This window comes from Phytopseudomonas dryadis (genome assembly GCF_004327355.1).
In the GTDB taxonomy this organism is placed as follows: Bacteria; Pseudomonadota; Gammaproteobacteria; order Pseudomonadales; family Pseudomonadaceae; genus Aquipseudomonas; species Aquipseudomonas dryadis.
Map to the genome: position 1 here is coordinate 219,396 of NZ_QJUM01000002.1, position 26,663 is coordinate 246,058.

At 67.5% G+C, this 26,663-nt stretch carries 16 protein-coding genes and 1 pseudogene; 9 read left to right on the plus strand and 8 right to left on the minus strand.

All coding sequences use genetic code 11. From position 1 onward, the window contains the following. Positions 1–308 precede the first annotated feature (308 nt). The 6 genes and pseudogenes from DNK34_RS02560 to hppD all read right to left on the minus strand — a co-directional run bounded on the left by DNK34_RS02560 (position 309) and on the right by hppD (position 8,185). Positions 309–2,264 (minus strand): methyl-accepting chemotaxis protein, encoded by a 1,956-nt coding sequence (locus tag DNK34_RS02560; RefSeq protein ID WP_131174576.1) that lies wholly within the window; start codon positions 2,262–2,264, stop codon positions 309–311. A gap of 310 nt (positions 2,265–2,574) precedes the next feature. Then, positions 2,575–3,966 carry an amino acid permease gene (locus DNK34_RS02565; RefSeq protein ID WP_131174577.1) on the minus strand — a complete coding sequence of 464 codons (1,392 nt, stop codon included), beginning with the start codon at positions 3,964–3,966 and terminating at the stop codon, positions 2,575–2,577. Between the two features lie 100 nt (positions 3,967–4,066). Then, a complete protein-coding gene (maiA, locus tag DNK34_RS02570) occupies positions 4,067–4,717 on the minus strand; it encodes a maleylacetoacetate isomerase (RefSeq protein ID WP_131174578.1) in 651 nt (216 codons plus the stop codon). A gap of 124 nt (positions 4,718–4,841) precedes the next feature. Further along, on the minus strand, positions 4,842–5,822 hold the full coding sequence (locus DNK34_RS02575; RefSeq protein ID WP_131174579.1) for a fumarylacetoacetate hydrolase family protein: 981 nt from the start codon (positions 5,820–5,822) through the stop codon (positions 4,842–4,844). 83 nt (positions 5,823–5,905) lie between these two features. Further along, positions 5,906–7,033 (minus strand): annotated as a pseudogene (locus tag DNK34_RS02580) (homogentisate 1,2-dioxygenase); the annotation flags it as partial. Positions 7,034–7,111: 78 nt separating this feature from the next. Next, positions 7,112–8,185 carry a 4-hydroxyphenylpyruvate dioxygenase gene (hppD, locus tag DNK34_RS02585; protein WP_131174581.1) on the minus strand — a complete coding sequence of 358 codons (1,074 nt, stop codon included), beginning with the start codon at positions 8,183–8,185 and terminating at the stop codon, positions 7,112–7,114. Between the two features lie 314 nt (positions 8,186–8,499). Here hppD and DNK34_RS02590 point away from each other — a divergent pair, with 314 nt between their 5' ends. The 9 genes from DNK34_RS02590 to DNK34_RS02630 all read left to right on the plus strand — a co-directional run bounded on the left by DNK34_RS02590 (position 8,500) and on the right by DNK34_RS02630 (position 23,882). Next, positions 8,500–9,096 (plus strand): hypothetical protein, encoded by a 597-nt coding sequence (locus DNK34_RS02590; protein ID WP_131174582.1) that lies wholly within the window; start codon positions 8,500–8,502, stop codon positions 9,094–9,096. A 117-nt stretch (positions 9,097–9,213) separates the two neighbouring features. Then, on the plus strand, positions 9,214–9,990 hold the full coding sequence (locus tag DNK34_RS02595) for an efflux RND transporter periplasmic adaptor subunit (protein WP_131174583.1): 777 nt from the start codon (positions 9,214–9,216) through the stop codon (positions 9,988–9,990). Then, on the plus strand, positions 9,987–11,306 hold the full coding sequence (locus tag DNK34_RS02600; RefSeq protein ID WP_131174584.1) for an efflux RND transporter periplasmic adaptor subunit: 1,320 nt from the start codon (positions 9,987–9,989) through the stop codon (positions 11,304–11,306). The genes DNK34_RS02595 and DNK34_RS02600 overlap by 4 nt, the downstream gene beginning before the upstream one ends. Before the next feature lies 1 nt (position 11,307). Next, positions 11,308–13,404 carry a site-2 protease family protein gene (locus DNK34_RS02605; RefSeq protein ID WP_131174585.1) on the plus strand — a complete coding sequence of 699 codons (2,097 nt, stop codon included), beginning with the start codon at positions 11,308–11,310 and terminating at the stop codon, positions 13,402–13,404. A gap of 317 nt (positions 13,405–13,721) precedes the next feature. Next, complete coding sequence (locus DNK34_RS02610) at positions 13,722–14,249, plus strand: GNAT family N-acetyltransferase (RefSeq protein WP_131174586.1); 528 nt, start codon at positions 13,722–13,724, stop codon at positions 14,247–14,249. 9 nt (positions 14,250–14,258) lie between these two features. Continuing rightward, positions 14,259–14,606 (plus strand): DUF6916 family protein, encoded by a 348-nt coding sequence (locus tag DNK34_RS02615; RefSeq protein ID WP_131174587.1) that lies wholly within the window; start codon positions 14,259–14,261, stop codon positions 14,604–14,606. Next, a complete protein-coding gene (locus DNK34_RS02620; RefSeq protein WP_131174588.1) occupies positions 14,603–15,220 on the plus strand; it encodes a phage tail protein in 618 nt (205 codons plus the stop codon). The genes DNK34_RS02615 and DNK34_RS02620 overlap by 4 nt, the downstream gene beginning before the upstream one ends. 61 nt (positions 15,221–15,281) lie before the next feature. After that, positions 15,282–22,331 (plus strand): Ig-like domain-containing protein, encoded by a 7,050-nt coding sequence (locus DNK34_RS25840; RefSeq protein ID WP_131199522.1) that lies wholly within the window; start codon positions 15,282–15,284, stop codon positions 22,329–22,331. Positions 22,332–22,385: 54 nt separating this feature from the next. After that, the gene (locus DNK34_RS02630; RefSeq protein WP_131177512.1) at positions 22,386–23,882 is read left to right on the plus strand and encodes a TolC family protein; all 1,497 of its coding nucleotides are present in this window, start codon (positions 22,386–22,388) and stop codon (positions 23,880–23,882) included. Positions 23,883–24,257: 375 nt separating this feature from the next. Here the strand turns inward: DNK34_RS02630 and DNK34_RS02635 are convergent, their stop codons facing one another. Continuing rightward, complete coding sequence (locus DNK34_RS02635) at positions 24,258–26,036, minus strand: ABC transporter ATP-binding protein (protein ID WP_131177513.1); 1,779 nt, start codon at positions 26,034–26,036, stop codon at positions 24,258–24,260. Then, on the minus strand, positions 26,029–26,661 hold the full coding sequence (locus DNK34_RS02640; RefSeq protein WP_131177514.1) for a DsbA family protein: 633 nt from the start codon (positions 26,659–26,661) through the stop codon (positions 26,029–26,031). Before DNK34_RS02640 ends, DNK34_RS02635 begins: the two co-directional genes overlap by 8 nt. Between the last annotated feature and the right edge of the window lie 2 nt (positions 26,662–26,663).

A 26,663-nucleotide genomic window follows, 5' to 3' on the forward strand; every position in this document is an offset into this window, starting at 1 on the left:
CTACGTGGATTCGTGTTCATGCGCAGGCGCGGTGAGACCGGGACAACCCGGGTGGAGCGGTGAAGCGGGTTCCACCCGACGAACACCAGACCGTAGCCCGTGGTCGAGCGGAGCGATACCCGGGGAAACCGTTCCCGGGTATCGCAGGCTCAACCCGGGCTACGTGGATTCGTGTTCATCCGCAGGCGCGGTGAGACCGGGACAACCCGGGTGGAACGGTGCGGCGGGTTCCACCCGACGAACACCAGACCGTAGCCCGGGTTGAACGGAGTGATACCCGGGAGACCCGCTCCCGGGCGCCACCGGGCTCAGGTTCGGAACTGCCGTACCAGGCCCTGCAATTCCACGCCCAGCCTGGCCAGTTCGGCGCTCGACGCGGCGGTCTGCTGGCTGGCGCTGGCGCTCTGCTCGCCGATATCACGCACCCGGGTAATGCTTTCGCTGATGGTTTCGGCCACGGCGCTCTGCTCCTCGGCCGCGGCGGCGATCTGCTGGTTCATCTGTTCGATGGTGCTCACCGCCTGGGTGATGCGGCCCAGGGCGTCGCCCGCCTCACCCGCCAGGGCGACGGTGCGCTGGGTCAGCACGCGGCTGCCCTCCATCTGGGTGGCGGCGCCATGGGCCAGCCGCTGCAGGTTGGCGATCAGTTGTTCGATTTCCTGGGTGGACGCATGGGTACGCTGCGCCAGCGCACGCACTTCGTCGGCGACCACGGCGAAGCCGCGGCCCTGTTCCCCGGCGCGAGCGGCCTCGATGGCGGCATTGAGCGCCAGCAGGTTGGTCTGCTCGGCAACGGCGCGGATCACTTCGAGTACGCCGCCGATACGCCCGCTTTCCTGGTTCAGCGCCTGCATGGCCTCGGCCGACTGTTCGACCTCCCGGGCCAGGTCGCCGATCTGCCCGACCGCCTGCTGCACCACCTGGTTGCCCTGTTGCGCCTCACGATCGGCGTCGCCAGCGGCCAGGGAAGCCTGTTCGGCGTTCTGCGCCACTTCCTGCACGGTCGCGGCCATCTGGTGCATGGCCGTGGCGGTCTGCTCGGTCTCCAGCTTCTGGGTCTGCACGCCGGCGCTGGTCTGGGCGGTGATCGCCGACAACTGCTCGGCGGCCGCGGCGATCTGCGCCACACCACCACCAATGCGCCCTACCAGGTTGCGCAGGCTGAGGGTCATGCCCTGCATCGCTTCGAGCAGTTGGCCCAGTTCGTCGTGACGGTCCAGCGGCAGATCCTGGCTCAGATCGCCTTCGGCGATACGCCGGGCGAAGGTAACGGTTTGCCGCAGCGGCGTGGTGATGGAGCGGCTGATGGTCAGGGCCGCCACCAGGCCGATCAGCACCGCCGCAATGCCCATGCCGCCGAGCAAGACCAGGGCCTGGCGGCTGTCATCGCTCATGGCCTGCTCTTCGATGTTCTTGGCCTGCTCGGCCAGCGCCAGCACATGATCGGCCTGCTGCAGCATGGTCGTTTCACTGGCCTGGCTCTGCTCGTGCACCTGCTGGTAGTTGCCGAAGGCCTGCTGATAGGTGGCGAGCGCCTTCAGGGACGCTTCGATGGCGCGCTTCTGATCGTCGTTGAGCCAGACCATCAGGCCCTGGGCCGAAGACTGCAGGTCGTAACTGATGTAGTTCCAATCTTCCAGGGCGGCCTGGGAGCCATCGATGATGTAAAGGCTCTCATGGCCGCGCAACTCGAGCATGCGCTTGCTCAGGTTGGAGGCGGTTTCGGCCAGGGTCAGCGGGTCGCTGCCGCGCAGCTTGTCACCGCCCAGTCGCAGCTCGCGCACGGCGTCGTACATGCCCAGTTCGATCATCTCGAACTGATCGCGCGCTTCCTGCGCAGCGACGCCCATCTGCGCGCGGGCCTCATCGGCACGCGCCTCCTGCTGGACGAAGGCATCGAACTGCTCCAGGTAATCGGCCGTGGCCTTGTCCATGGCCTGCAGGCGCTCGCGCTCGCTGGGTGGCGAGGCGACGATCTCGTCGGCCAGCGCTGCCCGTACCCTGCCGAGCTGCTCGCGCATGCGCTGGGCATCGGCGTCGCTGTGGCTCACGGCAAAATCACGCTCCAGCCGGCGCGCGCCGAGGACCTGCGCGTCGATGGCGGACATGCGCACGGACTGGGCATGGCTCTGCATCACCGACTGCACGGCGAGAAAACCGCTGCCGGTCACCGCCAGGGTGAGCAGCAGCACCAGACCGAATCCCACGAGGAGTTTCTTGCCAACGGCAAGATCGACGAACAGACGGGTAGCAGACTGCAACATGAAGCGACTCCATTGTTTTTATTCGCTGCGGCGCACAGGCGCTCTTCGATGAGAGGCTGACAGCAGTGCCGCTCTCAACACCCAGGCAGACGGGCAGGCCCGTCCTCTATCTAGTGATCGGCTGCAAAGGGCAAAGCCTTAGGTTCAGCAGAGGCGGATGCGGAGCATCATTTGGCCACTATACCGATATCGGGCGGACCCGGGGTTTGTTCCGGAACAGGAAAAACCCCGATGCGTTACAGCGCTTGGCGCTCCAGCCGAGAGGGCGACAGGCTGCGGGAACGCCCGCCATGCGCATGCGTGGCCGCGGCTAGACCCTGTCCTGCAGGCGCTGGCGCAGCCGGTAGCAGGCCCAGATGAACAGCAGCCAGAACGGGATGGCGAATACCGACAGGCGTATGCCATCGATGAACAGCATCACCCCGAGGATGAACAGCACGAAGGCCAGGCACAGGTAGTTGGCGAACGGGAACCAGAACGCCTTGAACGCCGGCTCCACGCCCCTGGCGCGCATCGCCTTGCGAAACCGCAGGTGAGCCAGGCTGATCATCGCCCAGTTGATCACCAGGGCGGCAACCACCAGCGACATCAGCAACTCCAGCGCGCTTTTCGGGATCAGGTAGTTGACCACCACGCAGAGCAGCGTCACCGCCGCCGAGAGGAAGATCGCCAGCACCGGCACGCCACGCTTGTCCACCTTGAGCAGCGCCCTGGGGGCATTGCCCTGCTCGGCCAGGCCGTACAGCATGCGGCTGTTGCAGTACACGCCGCTGTTGTAGACCGACAGCGCCGCCGTGAGCACGACGAAGTTGAGGATGTGCGCGGCCGTGTCGCTGCCGATCAACGAGAAAATCTGCACGAACGGACTGCTGCCGTAGGAATCGCCGCCAGCCGTCAGGGTGGCCACCAGGCTGTCCCAGGGGTACAGCGAGAGCAGCACGCTCAGCGCGCCGATGTAGAAGATCAGGATGCGGTAGACCACCTGGTTGATGGCCTTGGGGATCACCTTCTTCGGCTCGGCGGCTTCGGCGGCGGTGATGCCGACCAGTTCCAGGCCGCCGAAGGAGAACATGATGATCGCCATCATCATCACCAGGCCCTGGATGCCGTGGGGGAAGAACCCGCCATGGCGCCACAGGTTGCTCACCGAGGCCTGTTCGCCACCGGCACCGCTGAACAGCAGGTAACAGCCGAGCACGATCATGCCGATGATGGCCGCCACCTTGATGATGGAGAACCAGAACTCGGCCTCGCCGAACACCCGCACGTTGGTCAGGTTGATGGCGTTGATCAGCACGAAGAACACCGCGGCGGTGACCCAGGTGGGCAAATCCGGCCACCAGTACTGCACGTACTTGCCCACGGCCGTGAGTTCGGCCATGCCGACCAGCACGTAGAGCACCCAGTAGTTCCAGCCGGACAGAAAGCCGGCGAACGGCCCCCAGTAGGCATGGGCGAAATGGCTGAAGGAGCCGGCCACCGGTTCTTCCACGATCATCTCGCCGAGCTGGCGCATGATCAGGAAGGCGATGAAGCCGCCGATGGCGTAGCCAAGGATCATCGACGGCCCGGCGGACTCCATGACCCCGGCCGAACCGAGGAACAGGCCGGTGCCGATGGCACCGCCCAGGGCGATCAGCTGTATGTGGCGATTCTTCAGGCCGCGCTTGAGCGGGCCTGTATGGAGTCTTTCATGTGGCATTCGTCACCTGTGGGTGGCCGGCATCGAACCCGCCGGGCTTGTGATCCAGCGGAGTGGCAAGGGGTGGTTTGCAGCGGGCAGCAGCGGCTGCCGAGTGTGACTACTGCGCGTCGGGCTGGGCCTGCGGCGCGGCCTGGGCGAAGGCCGCGAGCGGCTCGCAGCGCGCCGTCAGGGCGAGGATGCGCGGGTAGCCGTCGAGGTCACAGTCGAAACGGCGCGCATTGTACACTTGTGGAATCAAACAGGCTTCCAGATAGCCGGGCCGCTTACCGAGGGAAAATGTTTCACCGTACGCCATCAGCCCCTGCTCCACGGCTGCCAGGCCCTCGGCCAGCCAATGCCGGTACCAGGCGCTTTTCTCCTGCTCGGACGCGCCCAGCTCGCGCCCGAGATACTGCAGCACCCTCAGGTTGTTGAGCGGATGCACCTCGCAGGCGATATGCAGCGCCATGGCACGCACCGCCGCGCGCTCGAGCGGATCGCCCGGCAGTAGCGCCGGCACCGGAAAGATCTCGTCGAGGTATTCGAGAATCGCCAGGGACTGGGCGATCCGCACCCCACCGCTCTCTTCATCCACCAGCAGCGGCACCAGGCCTTGAGGGTTCAGCGCCTTGTAGGCCTCCCCATGCTGTTCACCGCCGTCCCTGACCAGATGCACGGGCACCTGGCGATAGCTCAGCCCCTTGAGGTTGAGCGCAATGCGCACCCGGTAGGCGGCGCTGGAGCGCCAGTAGGAATACAGAGTCAGCATGGCAGCCTCCACATTTGTAGGAGCCCCGCCCCCGGGGCGAATCGTGCGGCCGACACAAATTACGCGATAAGGCAGCTATCGCTTCGCGCCGGGGGCGAGGCTCCTACACAAACCGGATTCACGGCTAGAGATAGCGTTCGATCTGCTGGTCGATGGCACCGAAGATGCTCGTCCCGGCGGCATCGAACATCTCGATGCGCACCCGGTCGCCGAACTTGAGAAACGGCGTTTTCGCCTCGCCGCACTCGAGCACTTCCAGCATGCGTTTTTCGGCCAGGCAACTGGAACCGGCGCTGCGGTCGTAGTTCGAGACCGTACCCGAGCCGATGATCGTGCCGCTGCCCAGGGGGCGCGTGCGGGCAGCGTGGGCGATCAGCGTGGGGAAATCGAAGGTCATGTCGGTGCCGGCATCGGGCTGACCGAACACGCGGCCATTGATGGAGGACACCAGCGGTCGGTGCACCTTGCCGCCCTGCCAGGCTTCGCCCAGTTCGTCCGGCGTCACCGCCAGCGGCGAGAAGCTCGACGAGGGCTTGCTCTGGTAGAAACCGAAGCCCTTGCCCAGCTCGCCGGGAATCAGGTTGCGCAGCGATACGTCGTTGACCAGCATCAGCAACTGGATATGCCCCGCCGCCTCGGCGGCGCTGACGCCCATGGACACATCGTCGGTGATCACCGCCAGCTCCGCCTCCAGGTCGATGCCCCAGGCCTCGTCGCCGAGCTGGATCGGCGCCCGGGGCGGGATGAAGCGGTCGGCGCCGCCCTGATACATCAGCGGCTCGTGCCAGAAGCTCTCGGGCATTTCGGCGCCACGCGCCTTGCGCACCAGTTCCACGTGGTTGACGTAGGCACTGCCATCGGCCCAGTGATAGGCCCTTGGCAGCGGGCAATGACAATCGTCCTGGTGGAAGGGGAACGCGTCGTCGCACAGACCGTCGTTGAGACGCTGGTAGACGGCCTCCAGCGGCGCACGTTTGAGCGCCCAGTCATCCAGCGCCGCCTGCAGGGTCGCGGCGATCCGCGGCACCCTGACCGCTCGCGAGAGGTCGCGGGACACCACCAGCAGCAGGCCGTCACGGCCCTGGTTCAGCGAAGCGAGTTTCATGGCCCATACCTTTTCCGTTGATCGCCTTCTCCCTCCGGGAAACCGGGCGCGTCGGCACCCGTCCCGTTCCCGGGGAGAAGTACGCCCGGCGCTCGCCAGGAGTCCACGTAGTGCGGCACATCCACCTCGGCGGCGGCCGGGTCGATGTCCAGGGCGCGGCGGGTATCGATCATCACCGCCACCTCGTCGATGAAGGTCGCCGGCTCGACCTGGGCCTTCTTCAGGGCCTTGGGGTGCGGCCCGTGGGGAAAACCACAGGGGTGCAGGGTGACCATGCCCTGCTCGATATTGTCGCGGCTGAAGAAGTTGCCGCGGTGGTAGAACAGCACTTCGTCGTAATCGTCGTTGTTGTGGAAGAACGGCACTTTCAGCGCCCCCGGATCGGACTCCACCGGGCGCGGGGTAAAGGTGCAGACGACGAAGCCACTGGCGACGAAGGTGGTGTGCGCCGACGGCGGCAGGTGGTAGCGGTGGCTCATCAGCGGGCGGATATCGCGCCAGTTGAGGCGCACCACGGTGTTGTCGCCATGCCAGCCGACCACGTCCAGCGGGTTGTACGGGTAGGTCACGGTCGTGATCCGGTTGCGCCGTTTGATGCGGATTTGCCAGGCGTTCTCGTCCTGCTGGGCCTTGAAGGCGTCGTCCAGGCGCGGATGGTCGAGCACAGCCGGATCGAAGATCGCCTGCGCGCCGAGCAGGCCCTTGTCCGGCAGTTGGTAGGCGCCGTCGGTGTTCTCGATCAGCAGGAAGTGGCTGGGGGCCGTGGCCTCGAGGCGCCAGGCGGTGCCACGCGGGATCACCAGGTAGTCGCCGTCGCGGTACTCCAGGTGGCCGAAGTCGCAGTAGAAATGCCCGGCTCCGTCATGCACGAACAGCAGGTCGTCGCCATCGGCGTTGCGCACCAGGTGGCCCATGGCCCCGCTGGTTTTCCATACCCGCAGCTTCATATCGCCGTTGTGCAAGGTCAGCGGCGCCGCCAGCGGGCAGTCGTGCTCGCTGTCGATGGCATTGAAGTCGAACGCGTGGGGGCGCAACGGCCCCTGCCAATCGATCCAGCCCGTGGGCGGATGCTGGTGGTGCAGGTGCGCGGTCGGGCCGAAGAAGCCCTCGCGGCCCATCTCGCGCTCGTAGGTATGCTGCGGGAAGTCGCAGTGCGCCTGGCGCGAACAGTCGCCTTCACGCAGGGGGAACGCGATCCATTTGCGGCTCATGGGTATCTCCTCGGATGGCGGGCGAGCATTGGCGGGAAGCAGCCGGGGAGGATGGCTCAAGCGCCGTCCCCCCGGCGTTCAGATCACGCCACGGCGCAACTGGTCTTCCTCGATCGACTCGAACAGGGCCTTGAAATTGCCCTCGCCGAAGCCCTGGTTGCCCTTGCGCTGGATGATCTCGAAGAAGATCGGGCCGATCACGGTGTGGGTGAAGATCTGCAACAGGATGCCGTCGTCCCCGGGCGCGCCGTCGATCAGCAGGTTCAGCTCGCGCAGCTGATCGAGCGGCTCGCCATGGCCGGCCACGCGGCTGTCGACCTTTTCATAATAGGTATCCGGCGTGCTCATGAACGCCACCCCGTTGGCCCGCAGCCGGCGCACGGTGGCATAGATGTCGTCGCTGGCCAGGGCGATGTGCTGGATGCCCTCGCCGTGGTACTCGCGGATGAATTCCTCGATCTGCGACCGGTCGTCGGCCGACTCGTTGATGGGAATGCGGATCTTGCCGCAGGGCGCGGTCATGGCCCGGGACACCAGGCCGGTGAGCTTGCCTTCGATGTCGAAATAGCGGATCTCGCGAAAGCCGGCGATGCGTTCGTAGAAGCCGGACCAGACATCCATCTGCCCGCGCTTCACGTTGTGCGTGAGGTGGTCGATCACCCGCAGGCCCACGGCGTTGTCGTTCGGCCCGCGGCCTTCGATGTAGTCGAAGTCGACGTCGTAGATGCTTTTGTCGCCGTAGCGGTCGACCAGATACAGCAGAGAGCCGCCGATGCCCTCCAGGCAGGGGATGTTCAGCTCGCCGAAATTGGCATGGCAACCCACCAGGGTCGCTCCCTGGGATTCGGCATAGGCCGCGGCCTGGGCGGCATTCTTCACCCGGAAGGCCATGGCGCAGGCACTCGGCCCATGCTGCTCGGCAAAGGCATGCACATGTCCGCTGGGGCTGCCGTTGAGAACGATATTGATGTCGTGCTGCTGGAACAGCCAGACGTCCTTGGAGCGGTGCCTGGCGGTTTCCGTGAAGCCCATGGCCGTGAACAGCTGGCGCAACTGCTCGATGCCCTGCGCGGTAGGCGCGGTGAACTCGACGAATTCGAAACCGTCGGTGCCGATGGGGTTGTGCTGCTCGATCTTGCTCACGGCATTCATGGCATGTCCTCGTTGTCGTTATGCCTGCATGACAAACGAGGCGCACGCGACGGGCAAGGTGGCGGCGAGATGGACGCAGCACGCCTCTCAGCGCAAGCTGGCAACTATCCCTTACGCGAGCGGCCAGGCATCGTCCGGCGCGGAACGAGGCCGTGTCCTCGTAACGTTTGCTTTACAGGCTGGCGCGATCCGCTGCCGGCTCGATCACGCCGTCCGTCAGGCACACCCGCAGACGCACGGTAGCTGGCCAAGGCCCAGAAAATGGCAATATGATGGCAATCGCCATAGACCCCTAAAATAATTCAGAGGCCGTCATGAGCAATGAACTGCCAACCGATACCCCGACCGCCGACACCCCGCCCCTGAGCGACGACGAGCGCCTGGCGCAACTGGAGAAGGATCGCCGGCTCGATCGCCTGCTGATGTTCGTGCTGGCCCTGCTGCTGTTCATGGTGCTCGCCAGTTGGGCGACATCCGGACTGATCAGGCTGTTCAGCGCCGAGCCCCCCGCCATCGACCCCAGCGCCTTCGCCGCGCTGCAGCAACAGGCCGCCGAGCTGGACCGGCAGGTTGCCACGCTGCAACAGGAACTGGCCCGCCAGGACGCCCTATTGAAAGCGCCCGCCCCGCCAACCCCGGCCGTGCCGGCAAGCGGCACACCCGCAGCCGCGCCACCGGCCCAGGACATCGCCGCCCTGACCTTGATGAGCAGGACCCTGCTCGGCCAGGAGCAGAGTTTCCAGCACAGCCTGCAAACGCTGAAAACCGGCATGCGCGATCTGGCCGATATGATTCCCGGCTCGCGCAGCTGGCTGGACGATTACAACGAGGAACTGGACAAGGCGGTCGACGCCAGCGTGCAGCGGGCCAAGGCCGTGCAGCAATGGGCCGCCAAGCTGCCGCGGCAATGACGAGTCGGTCCCGGCACAGGCTGGTCCTCGCCCATGCATGGCCACGGAATCGGGTAATGTGCGCCGGACGGCATATCTCGTACACTTTCCCCACTCCACGTGCACGGACCGCTTCCCATGCAACACAGCCTCAAATGGATCTGCACGACGCTCGGTCTGATCAGCGCCCTGGCCATCGCCGATGAATTGCAACTCGACCCGATTGCGGACAGCTCCGCCACGACCGCGGCGCAACGCAGCGCCCGCGGGGTTCTGCGCGCCCGCGACCAGGCCATGCTGTCCAGTGAGCTGGCCGGACGCATCGTCGAAATGCCCTATGCCGATGGCCAGGATTTCAAGAAGGGCCAGGTCCTGGTCCGCTTCGACTGCAGCGCCTATCAGGCCCAGCTCAATGCCGCCCAGGCCGCCGTGCGCGCCGCGCGTGAGGAGCTCAATCACAACCAGCAACTGGCCGCCCTCAACTCGGTCGGCCGCTTCGAAGTGACGCTGGCCGAGGCCAGGCAGGCCCAGGCCCAGGCCGAAGCCCAGGTGTATCAGGTACAGGTCAAGCGTTGTGCCGTCAGCGCCCCGTTCGACGGTCGCGTGGTGCAGCGCAAGGTGCAGCCCCACGAAAGCGTGGCCAGTGGCACGCCCCTGCTGGAGATAGTCGACAACCGCACCCTGGAAGTGCACCTGCTGGTGCCCTCGGCCTGGCTGAACCGGCTCGAGCCCGGTGAGCGCTTCGAGTTCACCCCGGATGAGACCGGCCAGCCGCTGCAGGTCGAGGTCAGGCGCCTCGGCGCGCGTATCGACGAAGGCAGCCAGACCCTCCTGCTGATCGGCGCTCTGCCCGAGGCGGCGCCGGGCCTGCTGGCCGGCATGAGCGGCAGCGCGCGTTTCCCGGTGACGCCATGACCGCCCAGGTGGCCGGGCCGGTGGAGCGGGCCTTCGCCCAGTTCATCGCCCTCGAACAGCAGGCGCGGGCCGCGGCGGACACCGATGCCCTGGCCTATGTGCTGGTCAACGATGGCCAGGCGCTGTTCGGCTACCGCCACGCCGCCCTGCTGATCGCCGGCCGGGTCAGGGCCGTGACCGGCATCAGCGTGGTCGAGCCGAATGCCCCGTTCGTCGCCTTCGTCGAAAACGCCGCGCGCCAGTTGCTCGCCCAGGGCCAGTCGGACAAGGCCCATACCGTCGACCCGGCGACCCTGGACGAACAGACCCTGGCCGACTGGCGCGGCCTGTCGGCGGGCTCGGCGTTCTGGCTGCCGCTGCTCGACCGCCGCCAGCAAGTCTTCGGCGGCCTGTGGATCGCCCGTGACCAGGCCTGGAGCCAGGCCGAACAAGCCCTGCTCGCCCCGCTCGGCAACGCCTACGGCCATGCCTGGCTGGCCTTGCAGCCACGCAAGCCGTGGCGCCTGCGCTGGCCGAAAAAGAAGATCGCCGCCGTGCTGGCCGCCGCCCTGCTGTTGTTGCTGGTGCCGGTACGCCAGTCGGTACTGGCGCCGGCCGAAGTGGTGCCGCTCGACGGCCAGGTGGTGGCGGCGCCCCTGGACGGGGTGATCGTCGAATTCCTGATCGAGCCCAACCAGCCGGTGCGCAAGGGCGATACCCTGCTGCGTTTCGACGCCACCGGCATCCGCGCCCAGGCGGACGTCGCCAGTCGCAGCCTGAGCGTCGCCGAGGCCGAGCTCAAGGCCAATGCCCAGCGCGCCTTCGCCGATGCCGAGGCCAACGCCCGCATCGACCTGTTCGCCGCCCGCGTCGAACAGAAGCGTGCCGAGCTCGTCTATGCCCGCGAACTGCTGGCACGCAGCGAGGTGAAGGCCGAGCGCGACGGTATCGCGGTGTTCGCCGACGCCCAGCGCTGGATCGGCAGGCCGGTGCAGACCGGCGAACGACTGATGGAAATCGCCGAACCGAGCCAGGCCGAACTGCGCATCGAACTGGCCGTGGCCGACGTCCTGGACTTCGCCGCGGACGCGCCGGTCGCGCTGTTCCTCGACAGCGACCCGTTGCATCGCCACGACGCCCGCCTGCGGCGCGTCGCCTACGAGGCACAGACGACCGCCAGCGGCCAGTTGGCCTATCGCCTCGACGCCGCCTTCGACGAGGCGCCGCCGCGCATCGGCCTGCGCGGAACCGCCAAGGTCTACGCCAGCTCGGTGCCGCTCGGCCTCTACCTGCTGCGCCGGCCCCTGGCGGCGCTGCGCCAGACCGTGGGTTTCTGAGGTGCGCCTGCCCGCCCTGCGCCCCGACCTGCAGCTGTCGGACGCCGCGCCGGCGAACGACGGCGCGCCCCGCTGGGTCCTCGCCGACCCGCTTCGCGGCCGTTACTTCCAGCTGGGTGAGGCGGCCATGCGCCTGTTGCGTCACTGGCCCCTGGGTGAGGTGCGAGGGGTGCTCGCCGCCGCCAACCGCACCCCCGGCGTACCGCTGGGTGACGACGACCTGGAGCAGATGCTGCGCTTTCTGCGCGAGCACGACCTGATCGCCGCCAGCGACGCCGAACAGCGCGCCGGCTACGCGACCAGGGCCGCCCTGCTGCGCCAGTCGCCGTGGAAGAAGGCGCTGCACCAGTATCTGTTCTTCCGCATCCCGCTGTGGCGCCCGGACGCCTTCCTCGAACGCAGCTGGCCCTGGCTGGCGCGCTTCGGCCCCGGCCTGCTGCGCTACGGCCTGCCGCTCACCCTGCTGCTGGGCATCCTCCTGGCGGCGCGCGACTGGGAACGTTTCATCGCCTCCTTCCCGCACCTGTTCAGCCTCGGCGGCATGCTCGCCTTCGGCGTGGCCCTGGTGTTCGCCAAGCTCTGTCACGAGTTCGGCCACGCCTACATGGCCAAGCGCGCCGGCTGCCGGGTACAGAGCATGGGCCTGGCGTTCATGGTGCTGTTCCCCCTGTTCTATACCGACGTCAGCGACGCCTGGCGGGTCAGGGAACGCCGCTCGCGGCTGCTGATCGGCGCCGGCGGCATGCTCGCCGAACTGCTGCTGGCCTGCATCGCCCTGCTCGCCTGGTCGCTGCTCGAGGACGGCCCGCTGCGCACCGCCGCCTTCCTGCTCGCCACCGCGACCTGGATCACCACCCTGCTGGTCAACCTCAACCCCTTCCTGCGCTTCGACGGCTATTTCCTGCTCAGCGACCTGTGGGGCGTGGAGAACCTGCAGGGGCGGGCCTTCGCCCTGTGTCGCTGGCGCCTGCGCGAAATCCTGTTCGGCTACGGCGAGGCGATGCCGGAACCGCTGCCACCGGGCCTGCGTCGGCGCCTGCTGTGCTGGGGCTACGCCTCCTGGCTGTGGCGGGCGCTGCTGTTCCTGGGCATCGCCCTGGCGGTCTACCACCTGTTCTTCAAGCTGCTCGGCATCGTCCTGATGCTGGTCGAACTGGTCTGGTTCATCGGCCTGCCGATCTGGCGCGAGATGCGCGAATGGTGGCGCCGGCGCAACCACGCCCACCCACCCAGGCTGCTGCTGAGCGCGACCCTGGCGTTGGCCCTGATGGCCGTGCTGGTGCTGCCCTGGAGCGCCGGCGTCGAAGTGCCGGCGTTGCTCGAAGCGCAGCGGGTGAGCGCCGTGCACGCGCCGGTGCCGGCGCGGGTACGGGCGCTGCAGGTGATCGACGGCCAGACCGTGCAGGCCGGCGAGGTGCTGCTGGAACTGGAGTCGCCGGATCTCGACTCGCGGCTGGTCATCGTCCGCCGCGAGATCGACGTCCTCCAGTTGCAACTGCGTCGCCAGGCCGGACGCAGCGAAACGGTGGCCGAAGCCGCTATCCTCGAGCAGAACCTCGCCGAGGCCCTGGCCGAATACCGCGGCCTGCAGGCCCGACGCGAACGCCTGCAACTGCGCGCCCCCCATGCCGGCACGGTACGCGACCTGCAGGCCGACCTGCGCAGCGGCCGCTGGTTGCCAGCGCAGTTGCCTTTGCTGCAAGTGGTGGAAACCGGCACGCGCCTGCGCGGCTATCTGGCCGAGAAGGAGCTCTGGCGCCTCGAAGCAGGCGCCGAAGGCCGCTTCATCAGCGATGACCCGTCCCGCGCCACGATCCGCGTACGCCTGGAACAGGTGGACGCCACCGGCACGCCGCACCTGCAACTGGAAGCCCTGGCCTCGGATCGCCAGGGGCCGATCGCCGTGCGCCGCGACGACCGGGGCCGCGCCGAACCGCTGCAGGCCCAGTACGGCGTGCGTTTGCGGGCACTGGAGGAACGCCCCGCGCCACCCCAGCCGCTACGCGGCGTGGTGCACCTGCACGGCCAGAGCGAATCGCTGCTGGGCGCCGCCTGGCGGCGGATCGCCGCCCTGGGGATCAGGGAAAGCGGGTTCTGAAGCGCCAGGGTCTGTTGCCGTTTCAGCACGCGCCGGCAACAGACCCCAACCAGTCCAAATGGACTATATCCAGTCTCGCTTGATTCTCTCTACACTCGACAGGGCTAACATCCTTTTGCCATCACTGCCGGGCATGCGCGGCGACACGCTCGAGCTGCCTGCGGACGTGCATGACAGCCATTCTCGACTATTCTTCGAGCTGGCTTCGCACTGCTCCGCAGAGACGGCATCGAGCCGTACCGCCGGGCTCGTATGCAGACCCGGCATCACCGAACAAAGGACGCGGCTGCCCATTCTCTCGGCAGACAGGAGCAAGGATGTCGAACCCAGCACCCGTAGCAGTTCGCCCCATCTCGGCAACCGACATGGACTTCCTGCGCCACCTGTACGCCACCACCCGTGCCGATGAAATGGCCCATACCCAGTGGGACGAAACGACCATCGCCCACTTCCTCGCCCAGCAATTCGATACCCAGCATCGTTACTATCAGGCCCAGTACCCGGACGCGCAGTTCCTGCTGATCGAAAACGGCGATCGGCCCATCGGTCGCCTGTACCTGTCCTGGGGGCCGAGCAACCTGCAGATCATCGATATCGCCCTGCTGCCCGAACACCGCGGCCTGGGTATCGGCAGCCATCTCCTGCACGAGCTGATCGAGCGCGCCGATGCGCTCGGCCTGAGCATCGGCCTGTACGTCGAGACCTACAACCCGGCACTGCGCCTCTACCGGCATCTCGGTTTCCATCGGGTCGGTGAAAACGGCGTCTACCTGGCCTTGCGTCGGCCGCCCCGCGGCGAAGCAGCCGCACCAGGTGCCGACGCGCACCTGCAAGCCCTGCCCTGAGGAGCGGCCATGTACCCGATGCCCACCCTGGAACGCCTCGCACAATCGCGCAATACCTGCTTCCAGCTATGGATAGCCCCCGAACGGGCCCTCGACGTCGAACTCCTCCAGGTCGCCGAGGGCCAGCCCATGACGCCGGAGCACCAGACGTTCAGCGCCTTCTTCGCACTCCCCGAAGGCAGCCTCCTGCCGCAGGCGGTGTACCGGTTGTCGGCACACGGTGAGGAAGGCTGGCCCGTGCTGATGACCCCGGCAGCGCCGGAAGCGGATGGACGTCCGGTGCTGCAAGCCGTTTTCCATTGGAAAAAACCGCTGGACCAACCCGCAACCACGAAAAGCGCAGGAGAAGCGAGATGAGCGATCCATTCCTCGGCGAGATCAAGATGTTCGGCGGCAACTATGCACCGTACGGCTATGCCTTCTGTGACGGCAGCCCGGTGCCGCTCAACCAGAACCAGGCACTGTTCTCCCTGCTGGGAATCACCTACGGCGGCGACGGTGTCAGTACTTTCGCCCTGCCGGATCTGCGCGGCCGCAGCCCGGTGGGCTTCGGCCAGGGCCAGGGGCTGTCGCCGATTGCCCTGGGCCAGTCGGCCGGCAACGAGAGCGTGAGCCTGAGCCTGGCCCAGTTGCCGCCGCACTCCATCCAGATCCCCGCGCACAGCGCGAGCGTCACCGTCTCGGGCAGCGTGGGCATCCCCGTATCCAGCGCCACCGCAACCGTCGCCTCGCCGGTCGGCGCGGTACCAGCGGCGCCCGCCAGCAGTGGCCGTCCATTCCCGGTGTACGGCAGCGCCCAGAGCGGCAGCGACACCCTGGCCCCGTTCGACCTGAGCCTGAAGAGTTCCGTCGACATACCCGCGGTGCAATCCCAACCCGTCGGCGAAGGGCTGCCGCTGCCCGTGCGCACGCCCTACCTGGGCGTCAACTTCATCATCGCGCTGCAGGGCATCTACCCCTCGCGCGGCTGATCGCAACACCGTCCCCGCGAACGCGGGGACGAAACGACAATGCAAGGTGAGGAAGCGTGTCATGTGGTGGAACAGGATAGCCCGCAAGCAGTCGCCTGGCATGCCGGCCAGGGCCGCCCTGGTTCAGGCGCTCGAACCGCGGATGATGTTCGATGGCGCGGTCGCCGCCACCCTGGCGGAGACCGCGGATGCCCAACCGACGGACGCCGCCACAACGGACATTGCCAGTTACGAGATGGCCGCCACGACCAGCGGCGGGACAGCGCCGGGACGCCAGGAGGTGGTGTTCGTCGATGCCCAGGTGCAGGACTACCAGCAACTGCTCGGCAGCCTGCAGCCCGGCACGGAAGTGGTGGTGCTGGACAGCGGGGCCGACGGGCTGCAGCAGATCGCCGACTATCTGCAGGGCCGTTCCGGCATAGACGCCATCCACCTGCTCAGCCACGGCGACGTCGGCAAGCTGCAACTGGCAGGCCAATGGCTGGACAGCGGCAGCCTCGAAGCCCGCTCCGACCTGCTGGCGTCCATCGGCCAGGCCCTGACCGACGATGGCGACATCCTCCTCTACGGCTGCCAGGTCGGTGCCGATGGCGCGGGAAGCGCTTTCCTCCAGGCACTGGCTGCAGCGACGGGAGCGGACGTCGCCGCCTCCGACGACCCGACCGGCGCCAGCGACAAAGGCGGCGACTGGACACTGGAAGTCAGCCTGGGGTCGATCGAGACCGCCAGCCTGACCGGCTTCGACGCCTATGCGAGCCTGCTCGCCGCCCCCTCCAGCGAGAACTTCGACGGGGTGGCGGTGGATGCCAGCGGCTACAGCTTCGGCGACAGCCCGCGGGTGATCAATGGCTGGACGATCCGGCTGCTGGATGCCGCGGGCAACGATGCCCCGGACTACATCGACGTGACGCAGAACGCCAACGATACGGCCCTGGCAGGGAGCGGCGATGGCGCACTCGCTCTCACCGGCTACTACGGCGAGGCCCAGGCCGCCCAGTTCCAGTCCACCTCCGGCGATGCCTTCTGGTTGCGTTCCTTCAGCCTGGAGAACAACACGGCCAGTTCGGCCCTGCGCGTGGTGGGCTACCGGGACGGCGTCATCGTCGCCAGCCAGGACATCACGGAAACCAACCTGGATGCCCTGGGCAGCACCATCACCCTCGATCACAGGCTGGACCAAGACTGGCAGAACATCGACGAATTCCGCATCGTCCAGCAGGACGGCTCGGCCGACATCCTGTTCTACGTCGACGACATCAGCGTCGACGCGGCCAACCTGCCGCCGGTGATCGGCAACCTCGACGGCGACAGCAGCAATTTCATCGAAGGCAGCGCCCCCGTGCTGCTCGACGTCGGCAGCAATGCCACCGTGATCGATGGCGACTCCAGCAATTTCAGCGGCGGCAACGTCACCGTCACCCTCGTCGCCGGCGGTGTGGCGGGCGTGGATGTCCTGGGCATACGCAACCAGGGCACCGGTGCCGGACAGATCGGCGTATCCGGCACCAACGTCACCTACGGCGGCACAACGATCGGCACCTTCACCGGCGGCAGCAGCGGCAATGCCCTGGCCGTCACCTTCAACGCCAATGCCAGCGCCGACGCGGTACAGGCCCTGGTACGCAACCTCACCTACGCCAACCAGAGCGACGATCCGGGCGCCTCCCAACGAACCGTGCAGGTCACCGTCACCGACAGCAACGAAGGCACCAGCAATCCGGCCAACGTGGTGCTCAGCATCACCCCGGTCAACGACGCGCCGACCCTCAGCGCAACCGGCAACAGCGTCACCTTCACCGAGAACGGCTCGGCGGTGGATCTGTTCAGCAACGTGAGCGTCGGCACCGTCGAAGCGGGTCAGACCATCACCGGCCTGACCCTGGCCGTGTCCAACGTCGCCAACGGCGCCAGCGAGATCCTGCGCATCGACGGCACCGACATTGCGCTGTTCGACGGCAATACCGGCACCACCATCAACGGGGTTACCTACAGCGTCAGCGTCACCACTGGCACCGCTACGCTCACGCTCACCTCCAGCGGCCTGGCCACGGCCACCGCGCAGAGCCTGGTGGACGGCATCACCTACCGCAACGCCAGCGAGGCGCCCACCACCACCGCACGCACGGTGACGCTGACGTCCATCACCGACAGCGGCGGCATCGACAACGGCGGCAGTGATACCCGCTACCTGGCGATCGCCGCCAACGTGGCCGTCGTCGCGGTCAACGACGCCCCCACCCTTTCCGGAGGCCCCTACGCCCTGCCCGCCACCAACGAGAACACCATCTCCACCGGCACCCTGGTTTCCACCCTGCTCGCCGGCCTGAGCCATGCCGACGCGGATGGCCCCGCCGCCGGCATCGCCGTGACCGTCACCGCCGGCAGTGGAACCTGGCAGTATTCGCTGGACGGCAGCAGCTGGAACAACATCGGCACCGTCTCCGGCGCGGCCGCGCTGCTGCTCTCCGACACGACCTGGGTGCGCTACGCGCCGGACGGCATGAACGGCGAAACCGCCACCCTCACCTTCCGCGCCTGGGACCAGACCAGCGGCGCCGCGTCCACCAACATGACCCGCAGCACCGCCGACACCAGCAACAACGGCGGCAGCACGGCATTCTCCAGCGGCATGGCGCAGGCCAATATCGTCGTGCAGGCCGTCAACGACGCCCCCATCAACGTCAGCCTGAGCAACACCACGGTCGCCGAGAACAGCTCGACCGCCACCGAGCTGACCATCGGTACCCTCACCTCCACCGACGTGGACATCGGCGACAGCCACAGCTACAGCATCGTCGGTGGCACGGACGCGGGGGTCTTCGTCATCGTCGGCACCCAGCTGCGTTTCCAGGCCGGCACCGTGCTCGACTACGAGACCCAGAGCAGCTACACGGTCATCGTGCGCAGCACGGACTCCGGCGGCGCCTGGCTCGACAAAGCCTTCACCATTACCCTCACCGACGTCAACGAAGCCCCGATAGTCGCCACGCCGCTGGCCGACCAGACCGGCGCCGTCGGTGCCGCCTTCTCCTACACCGTGCCGGCCGGCGCCTTCGCCGATCCGGATGCCGGTACCACGCTCAGCTACAGCGCCACCCTGACGGACGGTAGCGCGCTGCCCGCGTGGCTGCAGTTCGACGCCGCCAGCCGCACCTTCAGCGGCACACTCGGCGCCGATGGCGCGATCAGCGTGCGCGTGACCGCCAGCGATGGCAGCCTGAGCGTGTACGACGATTTCACCCTGACGATCACGCAAGCGCCTCCCGAGGTGACGGGCATCGTGCGCGCGGGCGGTGCCGCCCAGTGGACCAATGCCGACACCCTGGTCTTCACGGTCACCTTCAGCGAAGCGGTGACCGGCGTGGACGCGAGCGACTTCTCGCTGAGCACGACCGGCACGGCGGTGGGCAGCATCACCGCCATCCAGACCTCGGACAACATCACCTACAGCGTGACGCTCACCGGCATCAGCGGCGACGGCACCCTGCGCCTGAACCTCAACGCCAGCGGCACTGGCATCGCCAACGGCAATGCCAGCCCCATCGCGGGCGGCTACAGCAGCGGGGAAATCTACATCCTCGACAACACCGCGCCCAGCACGCCCAGCCTCACCATCGCGCCCGCGTCCGACAGCGGGACGCTCGGCGACCGTATCACCAACGTCACCACGCCCACGCTCACCGGCACGGCGGAGGCGAACAGCAGCGTCCGCCTCTACGACAGCGACGGCACCACCCTGCTGGGCATGACCACGGCCGACGGCAGCGGCAACTGGAGCATCACCAGCAGCGCCCTGGCCGAGGGCAGCCATAACCTCACCGTCACCGCCACCGACGCGGTGGGCAACATCTCGGGCGCCAGCGCGACGTTGGTCCTGGTCATCGACACCACTGCGCCCGCCACGCCCGCCGTGACCTCGCCGGCCCTGAGCAACAGCGCGGCACCGCTGCTGAGCGGCACCGCCGAAACCGGCAGCACCGTGACCATCAGCATCGGCGGCGCGACCTATACCACCGTCGCCAGCAGCGGCGCCTGGAGTCTCGATCTGGCCAGCGCCACCCCGGTCGCCGGCGTCCTGGCGCTGAACGCCAACGGTGCCAACCCCGTTTCGGTCACCGCCACCGACGCCGCCGGCAATGTCTCGGCCACCGCCTCGCAGACCCTGCTTATCGATACCACCGCGCCCATCGCGCCCGCGGTGACCTCGCCGGCCCTGACCAACAGCGCGGCGCCGCTGCTGAGCGGCACCGCTGAAACCGGCAGCACCGTGACCATCAGCATCGGCGGCGCGACCTATACCACCGTCGCCAGCAGCGGCGCCTGGAGTCTCGATCTGGCCAGCGCCACCCCGGTCGCCGGCATCCTGGCGCTGAACGCCAACGGTGCCAACCCCGTTTCGGTCACCGCCACCGACGCCGCCGGCAATGTCTCGGCCACCGCCTCGCAGACCCTGCTTATCGATACCACCGCGCCCACCGCGCCCGCGGTGACCTCGCCGGCCCTGACCAACAGCACGACACCGCTGCTGAGCGGCACCGCTGAAACCGGCAGCACCGTCACGGTCAGCATCGGCGGCGCGACCTATACCACTGTCGCCTCTGGCGGCGCCTGGAGTCTCGACCTGGCCAGCGCCACCCCGGTCGCCGGCAGCCTGGCGCTGAACAGCAACGGCGCCAACCCGGTCAGCGTCACCAGCACCGATGCGGCGGGCAATACCTCGAGCGCCGCCACCCAGACCCTGATCATCGACACCGCCGCGCCCACCGCGCCCGCGGTGACCTCGCCGGCCCTGAGCAACAGCACGGCACCACTGCTGAGCGGCACCGCCGAAAGTGGCAGCACCGTGACCATCAGCATTGGCGGCGCGACCTATACCACCGTCGCCAGCGGCGGCGCCTGGAGCCTCGACCTGGCCAGCGCCACACCGGTCGCCGGCGTCCTGGCGCTGAACGCCAACGGTGCCAACCCCGTTTCGGTCACCGCCACCGACGCCGCCGGCAATGTCTCGGCCACCGCCTCGCAGACCCTGCTTATCGATACCACCGCGCCCACCGCGCCCGCGGTGACCTCGCCGGCCCTGACCAACAGCACGACACCGCTGCTGAGCGGCACCGCTGAAACCGGCAGCACCGTCACTGTCAGCATCGGCGGCGCGACCTATACCACTGTCGCCTCTGGCGGCGCCTGGAGTCTCGACCTGGCCAGCGCCACACCGGTCGCCGGCAGCCTGGCGCTGGACGTCAACGGCGCCAACCCGGTCAGCGTCACCAGCACCGATGCGGCGGGCAATACCTCGAGCGCCGCCACCCAGACCCTGATCATCGACACCGCCGCGCCCACCGCACCCACCGTGACCTCGCCGGCCCTGAGCAACAGCACGGCACCACTGCTGAGCGGCACCGCCGAAAGTGGCAGCACCGTGACCATCAGCATTGGCGGCGCGACCTATACCACCGTCGCCAGCGGTGGCGCCTGGAGCCTCGACCTGGCCAGCGCCACGCCGGTCGCCGGCGTCCTGGCGCTGGACACCAACGGTGCCAACCCCGTTTCGGTCACCGCCACCGACGCCGCCGGCAATGTCTCGGCCACCGCCTCGCAGACCCTGCTTATCGACACCACCGCGCCCGCCACGCCAGCCGTGACCTCGCCGGCCCTGACCAACAGCACGGCACCACTGCTGAGCGGCACCGCCGAAAGTGGCAGCACCGTGACCATCAGCATTGGCGGCGCGACCTATACCACCGTCGCCAGCGGCGGCGCCTGGAGCCTCGACCTGGCCAGCGCCACCCCGGTCGCCGGCAGCCTGGCGCTGGACGTCAACGGTAGCAACGCGGTTTCCGTCATCAGTACCGATGCCGCCGGCAACAGTAGTTCGTCCGCCGCGCAAAGCCTGGTCATCGATACCCAGCCAGCCTCGACCGTCTCGGTTGGCGTTCCCCCCGGCGGCGCCTACGTGGCCGGGCAGCCTCTCGACTTCACCGTCAATCTGTCCGAGGCGGTCATCGTCGACAGCAGCGGCGGCACCCCGCGTATCGCCATCACCCTGGAAGACGGCAGCATCCTGTACGCCGACTACCTGTCCGGCTCGGGCAGCCCGACGCTGGTATTCCGCCTCACGCTCGCCGAGGGTCAGGCGGACGGCAGCGGTTTCAGCCTCGGCGGCGCGATCGAAACCAATGGCGGCAGCCTGCGCGATGCGGCGGGCAACGACACCCTCCCCGCCCTCAATGGCGTCGGCGATACCTCGGGCATCCTGCTCGACAGCACGGCGCCGAGCGTGTCGAGCATCGTTCGCGACCCTGGCTCGTCCGCCACGACCCTGCAGTTCCTCGTCACCTTCAGCGAAGCGGTCACCGGGGTGGACGCCGGCGACTTCTCCCTGCTCACCAGCGGCACCGCCGCCGGCACCATCCAGTCGCTGGTGCAGGTCGATGCCCGAACCTATCGCGTCCAGGTCGGCAACCTCAGCGGCATGGGTGGTATCGGCCTGGCCCTGAACGCGGCCGGCAGCGGCATCAGCGATGCCGTGGGCAATACCCTGAGCGCCAGCGCGGCGGGCGAGATCGCCGCGGTGAATGCGCAACAGCCGCAAGGCGATCCCGAGTTCCGCGCCAATCCCCCGGCGAACATGCCGGACATGACGCCCGCGCCGTACCCGTCGGCACCGCCATTGCCGGAAGCGCCAATGCACTCGCCCCTGCTGCCCACCCCGCTCTTCGAGCCGCGCACCCTGGGCAGCGGCATGCCGGCGCCGGGCTCCATCTTCTTGCCCAACGGCACCCTGGCGCCGGGTTACCTCGCCCAGGTGTTCGCCAGCCACTACGGCAGCATCGGCGGCTCCGCCGCCAGCCGCCTCGGTTTCGCTGGGGGCGATGGCGGTGTCTTCGGCGCCAGCACCCTGTCGCTGATCTTCGGCAGCGAAGCGGCGAGCGCGCCGGCATCGCAGAACAGCCTCGATGGCAAGGCCGACGCTGGTCCAGGGCTGCCGGGCATCTTCGGCGCGCCGACGCTCGGCCAGCAGTTGCACGACATGCAGGAAAGCGAGCAACGGCAGTTGCGCGACCTGGCCCTGGCGCTGGGCCAGCTTACGGCGGTCGAATCACAGGTCTGATTGCAACGAAAGAAGAATAATGAGTTTGAGCCGTAACAAGGGGGCGGCCCAAGGATGAAAAGAAAGCAGAAACTATTCGGTGCCAGCCTGCTGGCCCTGGCTATCAGCGGGTGTGCCGTGACCAGCCAGCCGATCGAGCGTGGCATCAGCGAACAGCGCGCCCAACACGATCTGCTCGCCATGTTCAAGGATCAGGAGCCGCTCAGCGGTCCCCTGACCCTGCATGAGGCCATGGCGCGCGCGGTGAAATACAACCTCGAGGGTCGCCTCAAGGTCATGGAGGAAGCCTTGGCCAAGCGCCAGCTCGATCTCGCCAGCTTCGACATGCTGCCGCGCATGGCGCTCTCCGCCGGGTATGCCGGGCGCAACAACGTCAGCGCCTCCAGCAGCCAGAGCATCGACACCGGTACCCAGTCCCTCGAGCCCTCCACCTCCCAGGATCGCGACCGCGGCGTGGCGGACCTGACCATGGTGTGGAACGTGCTGGACTTCGGTGTCAGCTACGTCAGCGCCAAGCAACAGGCCGACCAGCGCCTGATCGTCCAGGAGCGGCGACGCAAGGTCGTGCACACCATCATCCAGGACGTGCGCTCGGCCTACTGGCGCGCCGTGGCGGCTGAACGCATGCTGCAGCAGATCGACAACCTGATGGCCCGCGTCGGCCAGGCCCGCGACAACAGCCAGAGCCTCAGCGAGCAACGCATCGGCGATCCGGTACAGGCCCTGAGCTACCAGCGCGCCCTGATCGAGGCCACGCGCCAGCTGGAAGAGCAGCGCCGGGCGCTGTCCCTGGCCAAGACCGAGCTGGCGACGCTGATCAACCTGCCCCTGGGCACAGACCTCACACTGGCCGCCTCCGGCGACTACGAGGTACCGGAACTCAAGGTCGAGCTGGCGCAGATGGAGCAGCAGGCCCTGGCCAACCGCCCGGAACTGCGCGAACAGGACTACCAGGCGCGCATCAGCGCCGCGGAAACCCGCAAGGCCATGCTGCGCCTGCTGCCCGGCCTGGAGTTCAGCGCCGGCGGCCATTACGACAGCAACAGCTTCCTAGTCAACCAGAGCTGGGCCGACTATGGCGTCAAGGTCACCTGGAACCTGTTCAACGTGCTCTCCGCACCGGCGGCCATCGATGTGGCCAAGGCCGGCGAGGAAGTGGCGGCGGCGCGGCGCCAGGCGATGTCCATGGCGGTGCTGGCCCAGCTCCACGTGGCCAACGCCAACTTCAACGAGGCCCGGCGTCAGTTCCTGACCAGCCAGCAATTGTCCCGCCTCGACAGCCAGATCGCCGAGCAGTTGCGTAACCGCCACACGGCCCAGGGGATCGGTGAACTCGCGCTGATCCAGGGCGAGCTGAATGCCCTGCAGGCCGATCTGCGCCGCGATCTGGCCTATGCCGAGCTCCGCAACAGCTATGGTCAACTGTTCGCCAGCATCGGTCTCGATCCGCTGCCCAACGAATTGCCTTCGACCCAGTTGAGCGACGTCGCCCAGGCGCTAGCCGACAGTGAAACGCGCTGGCAGCAAGGGAACATTCGAGCGGGCCTCTAGGAGGCGGCGAACGGGGTAATAATCGTAATGGGGGCTGCGGACGACCGATAGAAGCGCTAGAGGCTGAACGACAAGCAAACCGCATGGGCTCTTTCGTCCAGCTTTCCAGCCTCAAGCGTTTTCGATCGAAGGCCGCTTTCGTCTTTCAGACCGTAGGATGGGTCGGGCCGCGCAGGTGAAACCCATCAATTGCCGATGGGTTGCACCCATCCTACGGCCGCCCGCTCCTGCCTTTGCGCAACCTCGCTCGGATACGACATTTTATCTGTGATGTGGCACTAGCGCCCAGCCACAGTGCTGCGCCGGCGGCGGCTGCCGGCCCATCATGCCGGACAGGCCCCGATTGCCCACAGCGAAGCCGTATGCTGCGGGCCGTCAGTGCTGCAGGTTGCCGTAGAGTTTGGCGTACAGGCCGCCATCGGCGATCAGTTGGCGATGATCGCCGTCCTCGGCGACGCTGCCGCCGTCGAACACCAGCACCCGGTCGGCCTGCTTAACCGCTGACAGGCGGTGGGCGATGATCAGCGTGGTACGCCCCTGGAGGAATTGCCCGAGGGCCTGGTGCAGGGCGTATTCGGTGGCCGCGTCCAGCGCGGAAGTAGCTTCGTCGAGAATCACCACCTTGGGTTCGGCCAGCACCATGCGGGCGATGGCCAGGCGCTGGCGCTGGCCGCCCGAGAGGCGCACGCCGGAACGCCCGACCACGGTATCCAGGCCAGCGGGCAGTTGCCGGATGGTCTGCGCCAACTGGGCGATGCCCAGGGCCTGCCAGCAGGCCTGGTCGCTGCGCTCGCGGCCCATGCACAGGTTGGCGCGTACCGTATCGTTGAACAGCGCGGGATGCTGCAGCACCACCGCCACGTGCTCGCGGATCGCCGCCAGGCCGATCTCCTGCTGGCTGCTGCCGCCGAAGCGGATGCTGCCGGCCTGGGGCGTATACAGCCCCAACAGCAGTTGCACCAGGGTGCTCTTGCCGCCACCGCTGGCGCCGACGATGGCGACCTTCTCGCCCGGGGCGATGCTCAGGTTCAAGCGGTCGAGCACCGGCTCCTCGTTGTAGGCGAACGACAACCCGCGCACCTCGATGCCCACGGTGTCGCGCCCGCTGAACGGGTCCGCCTGCTGCGGGTACTGCGGCTCGTCGGCGCGCGCCAGCAGTTCGTTGATGCGGGTCAGCGCGCCACCGGCGGCGTAGAAGGCGTACTGCAGGCTGAGCAACTGTTCCACCGGCCCGATCATGAACCACAGGTAACTGAACACCGCCAGCATCTGGCCGATGGACAGGTCGGAGAGCAGCACCGTGAGCATCGCCGCAGCGCGGAAAATGTCGATGCCGAACTGGAACAGCAGGCCGCTGGCCCGGTTCGAGGCGTCGCTCTTCCACTGCGAGGCCACCGCGTAGTCGCGGACCTCGCGGGCACGCCCGCCGAGGCGGCCGAGGAAGAAGCCCTGGCGGTTGCCGGCGCGGATCTCCTGGATCGCCTCCAGGGTCTCGGTCAACGCCTGGGTGAAACGCGAGGTGCTGTCGTTTTCCAGCTTCTTCAGGTGCTTGACGCGCTTGCCCAGCAGCACCGTGGCGTAGATCACCAGCGGATTGAACAGCAGGATCAGCAGGGCCAGTTGCCAGTGCATCCACAGCAGGATCGCCGACGTACCGGCCAGGGTCAGCACACCGACCAGGAAGCGGCTGAGGGTTTCGCCGATGAATTTGTCCAGGGTGTCCAGGTCGGTCACCAGGTGGGTGGTCACCGTGCCGCCGCCCAGGCTTTCGTATTCGCTCAGGGAAATACGCTTGAGCCGTTCGATCAGACGGATGCGGATGCGGTAGACGATGTCCTTCGACAGCCCGGCGAACAGGCGCGCCTGCAGCACGTTGAACAGCAGCGCCGAACCGCGCAGCAGAAAGGTCAGAAACAGCATCAGGCCGATATAGCCGACCGCGGTCTGCCAGTCGCTCGGCAGGAAGCGGTCCATCACCGTCAATGCCGCATCGCCATCGCCGAGCAGCACTTCGTCGACCAGCAGCGGCAGCAGCAGCGGGATCGGCACGCTGCACAGGGTGGCGAACACCGCCACGGCATTGGCCAGCAGCAAGGCTTTCTTGTGGTGCAGGGCCAGGCGGCGGATCTCCGCCCAGCTCAACCGATCAACCATCGACGGCGCGCTCCAGCCAACGCCCGAGCAAGGGCGACAAGGCATCGAGCGGCTGGTAACCATTGGTCAGCAGGGCCAGCTGGCCGTCACGCTCGGCGAGCAGCGTGGGGAAACCGGCGATGCCCAGATCCTGCACCCAGCTGAAATCGGCGGCGGTGGCCAGTTGCTGTTCGCTGCTGTCGAAAGCCTCGGCGAATTCGATGCGCGGGATGCCCACCTCTTCGGCCAGCAGCACCAGCACCGAGGCCTTGGTCACGTCCGCACCCTCCTGGTAGAAGGCCTGCTGGATGCGCCTGGCCATGGGCCAGGCGCTCGGCGGGTCGAGATGGCGCACGGTGACCACCGCGCGGCAGGCCGCCTCGGTGTCGTAGAGCATGCCTTCGGGCAAGCCGTCGTCGAAGTTGAACAGTTGCCCGGTACCGGCGTTGACCGCCTGCCAGTAGCTCAGGTAACGCACCCGCGTGGCGCTGTCGATGGCGATGCGGTCGCGGCGCAAGCCACCGACCACCAGGTACATCGGCACCCCGCTGGCAGCGGCCTGAGCGGCCAGGGCCTCGGCCACCGGGGCGAAGCCCCAGCACCAGGAACACATCGGATCCATCACGTAGAGCAGCCGCGCTTGCATGC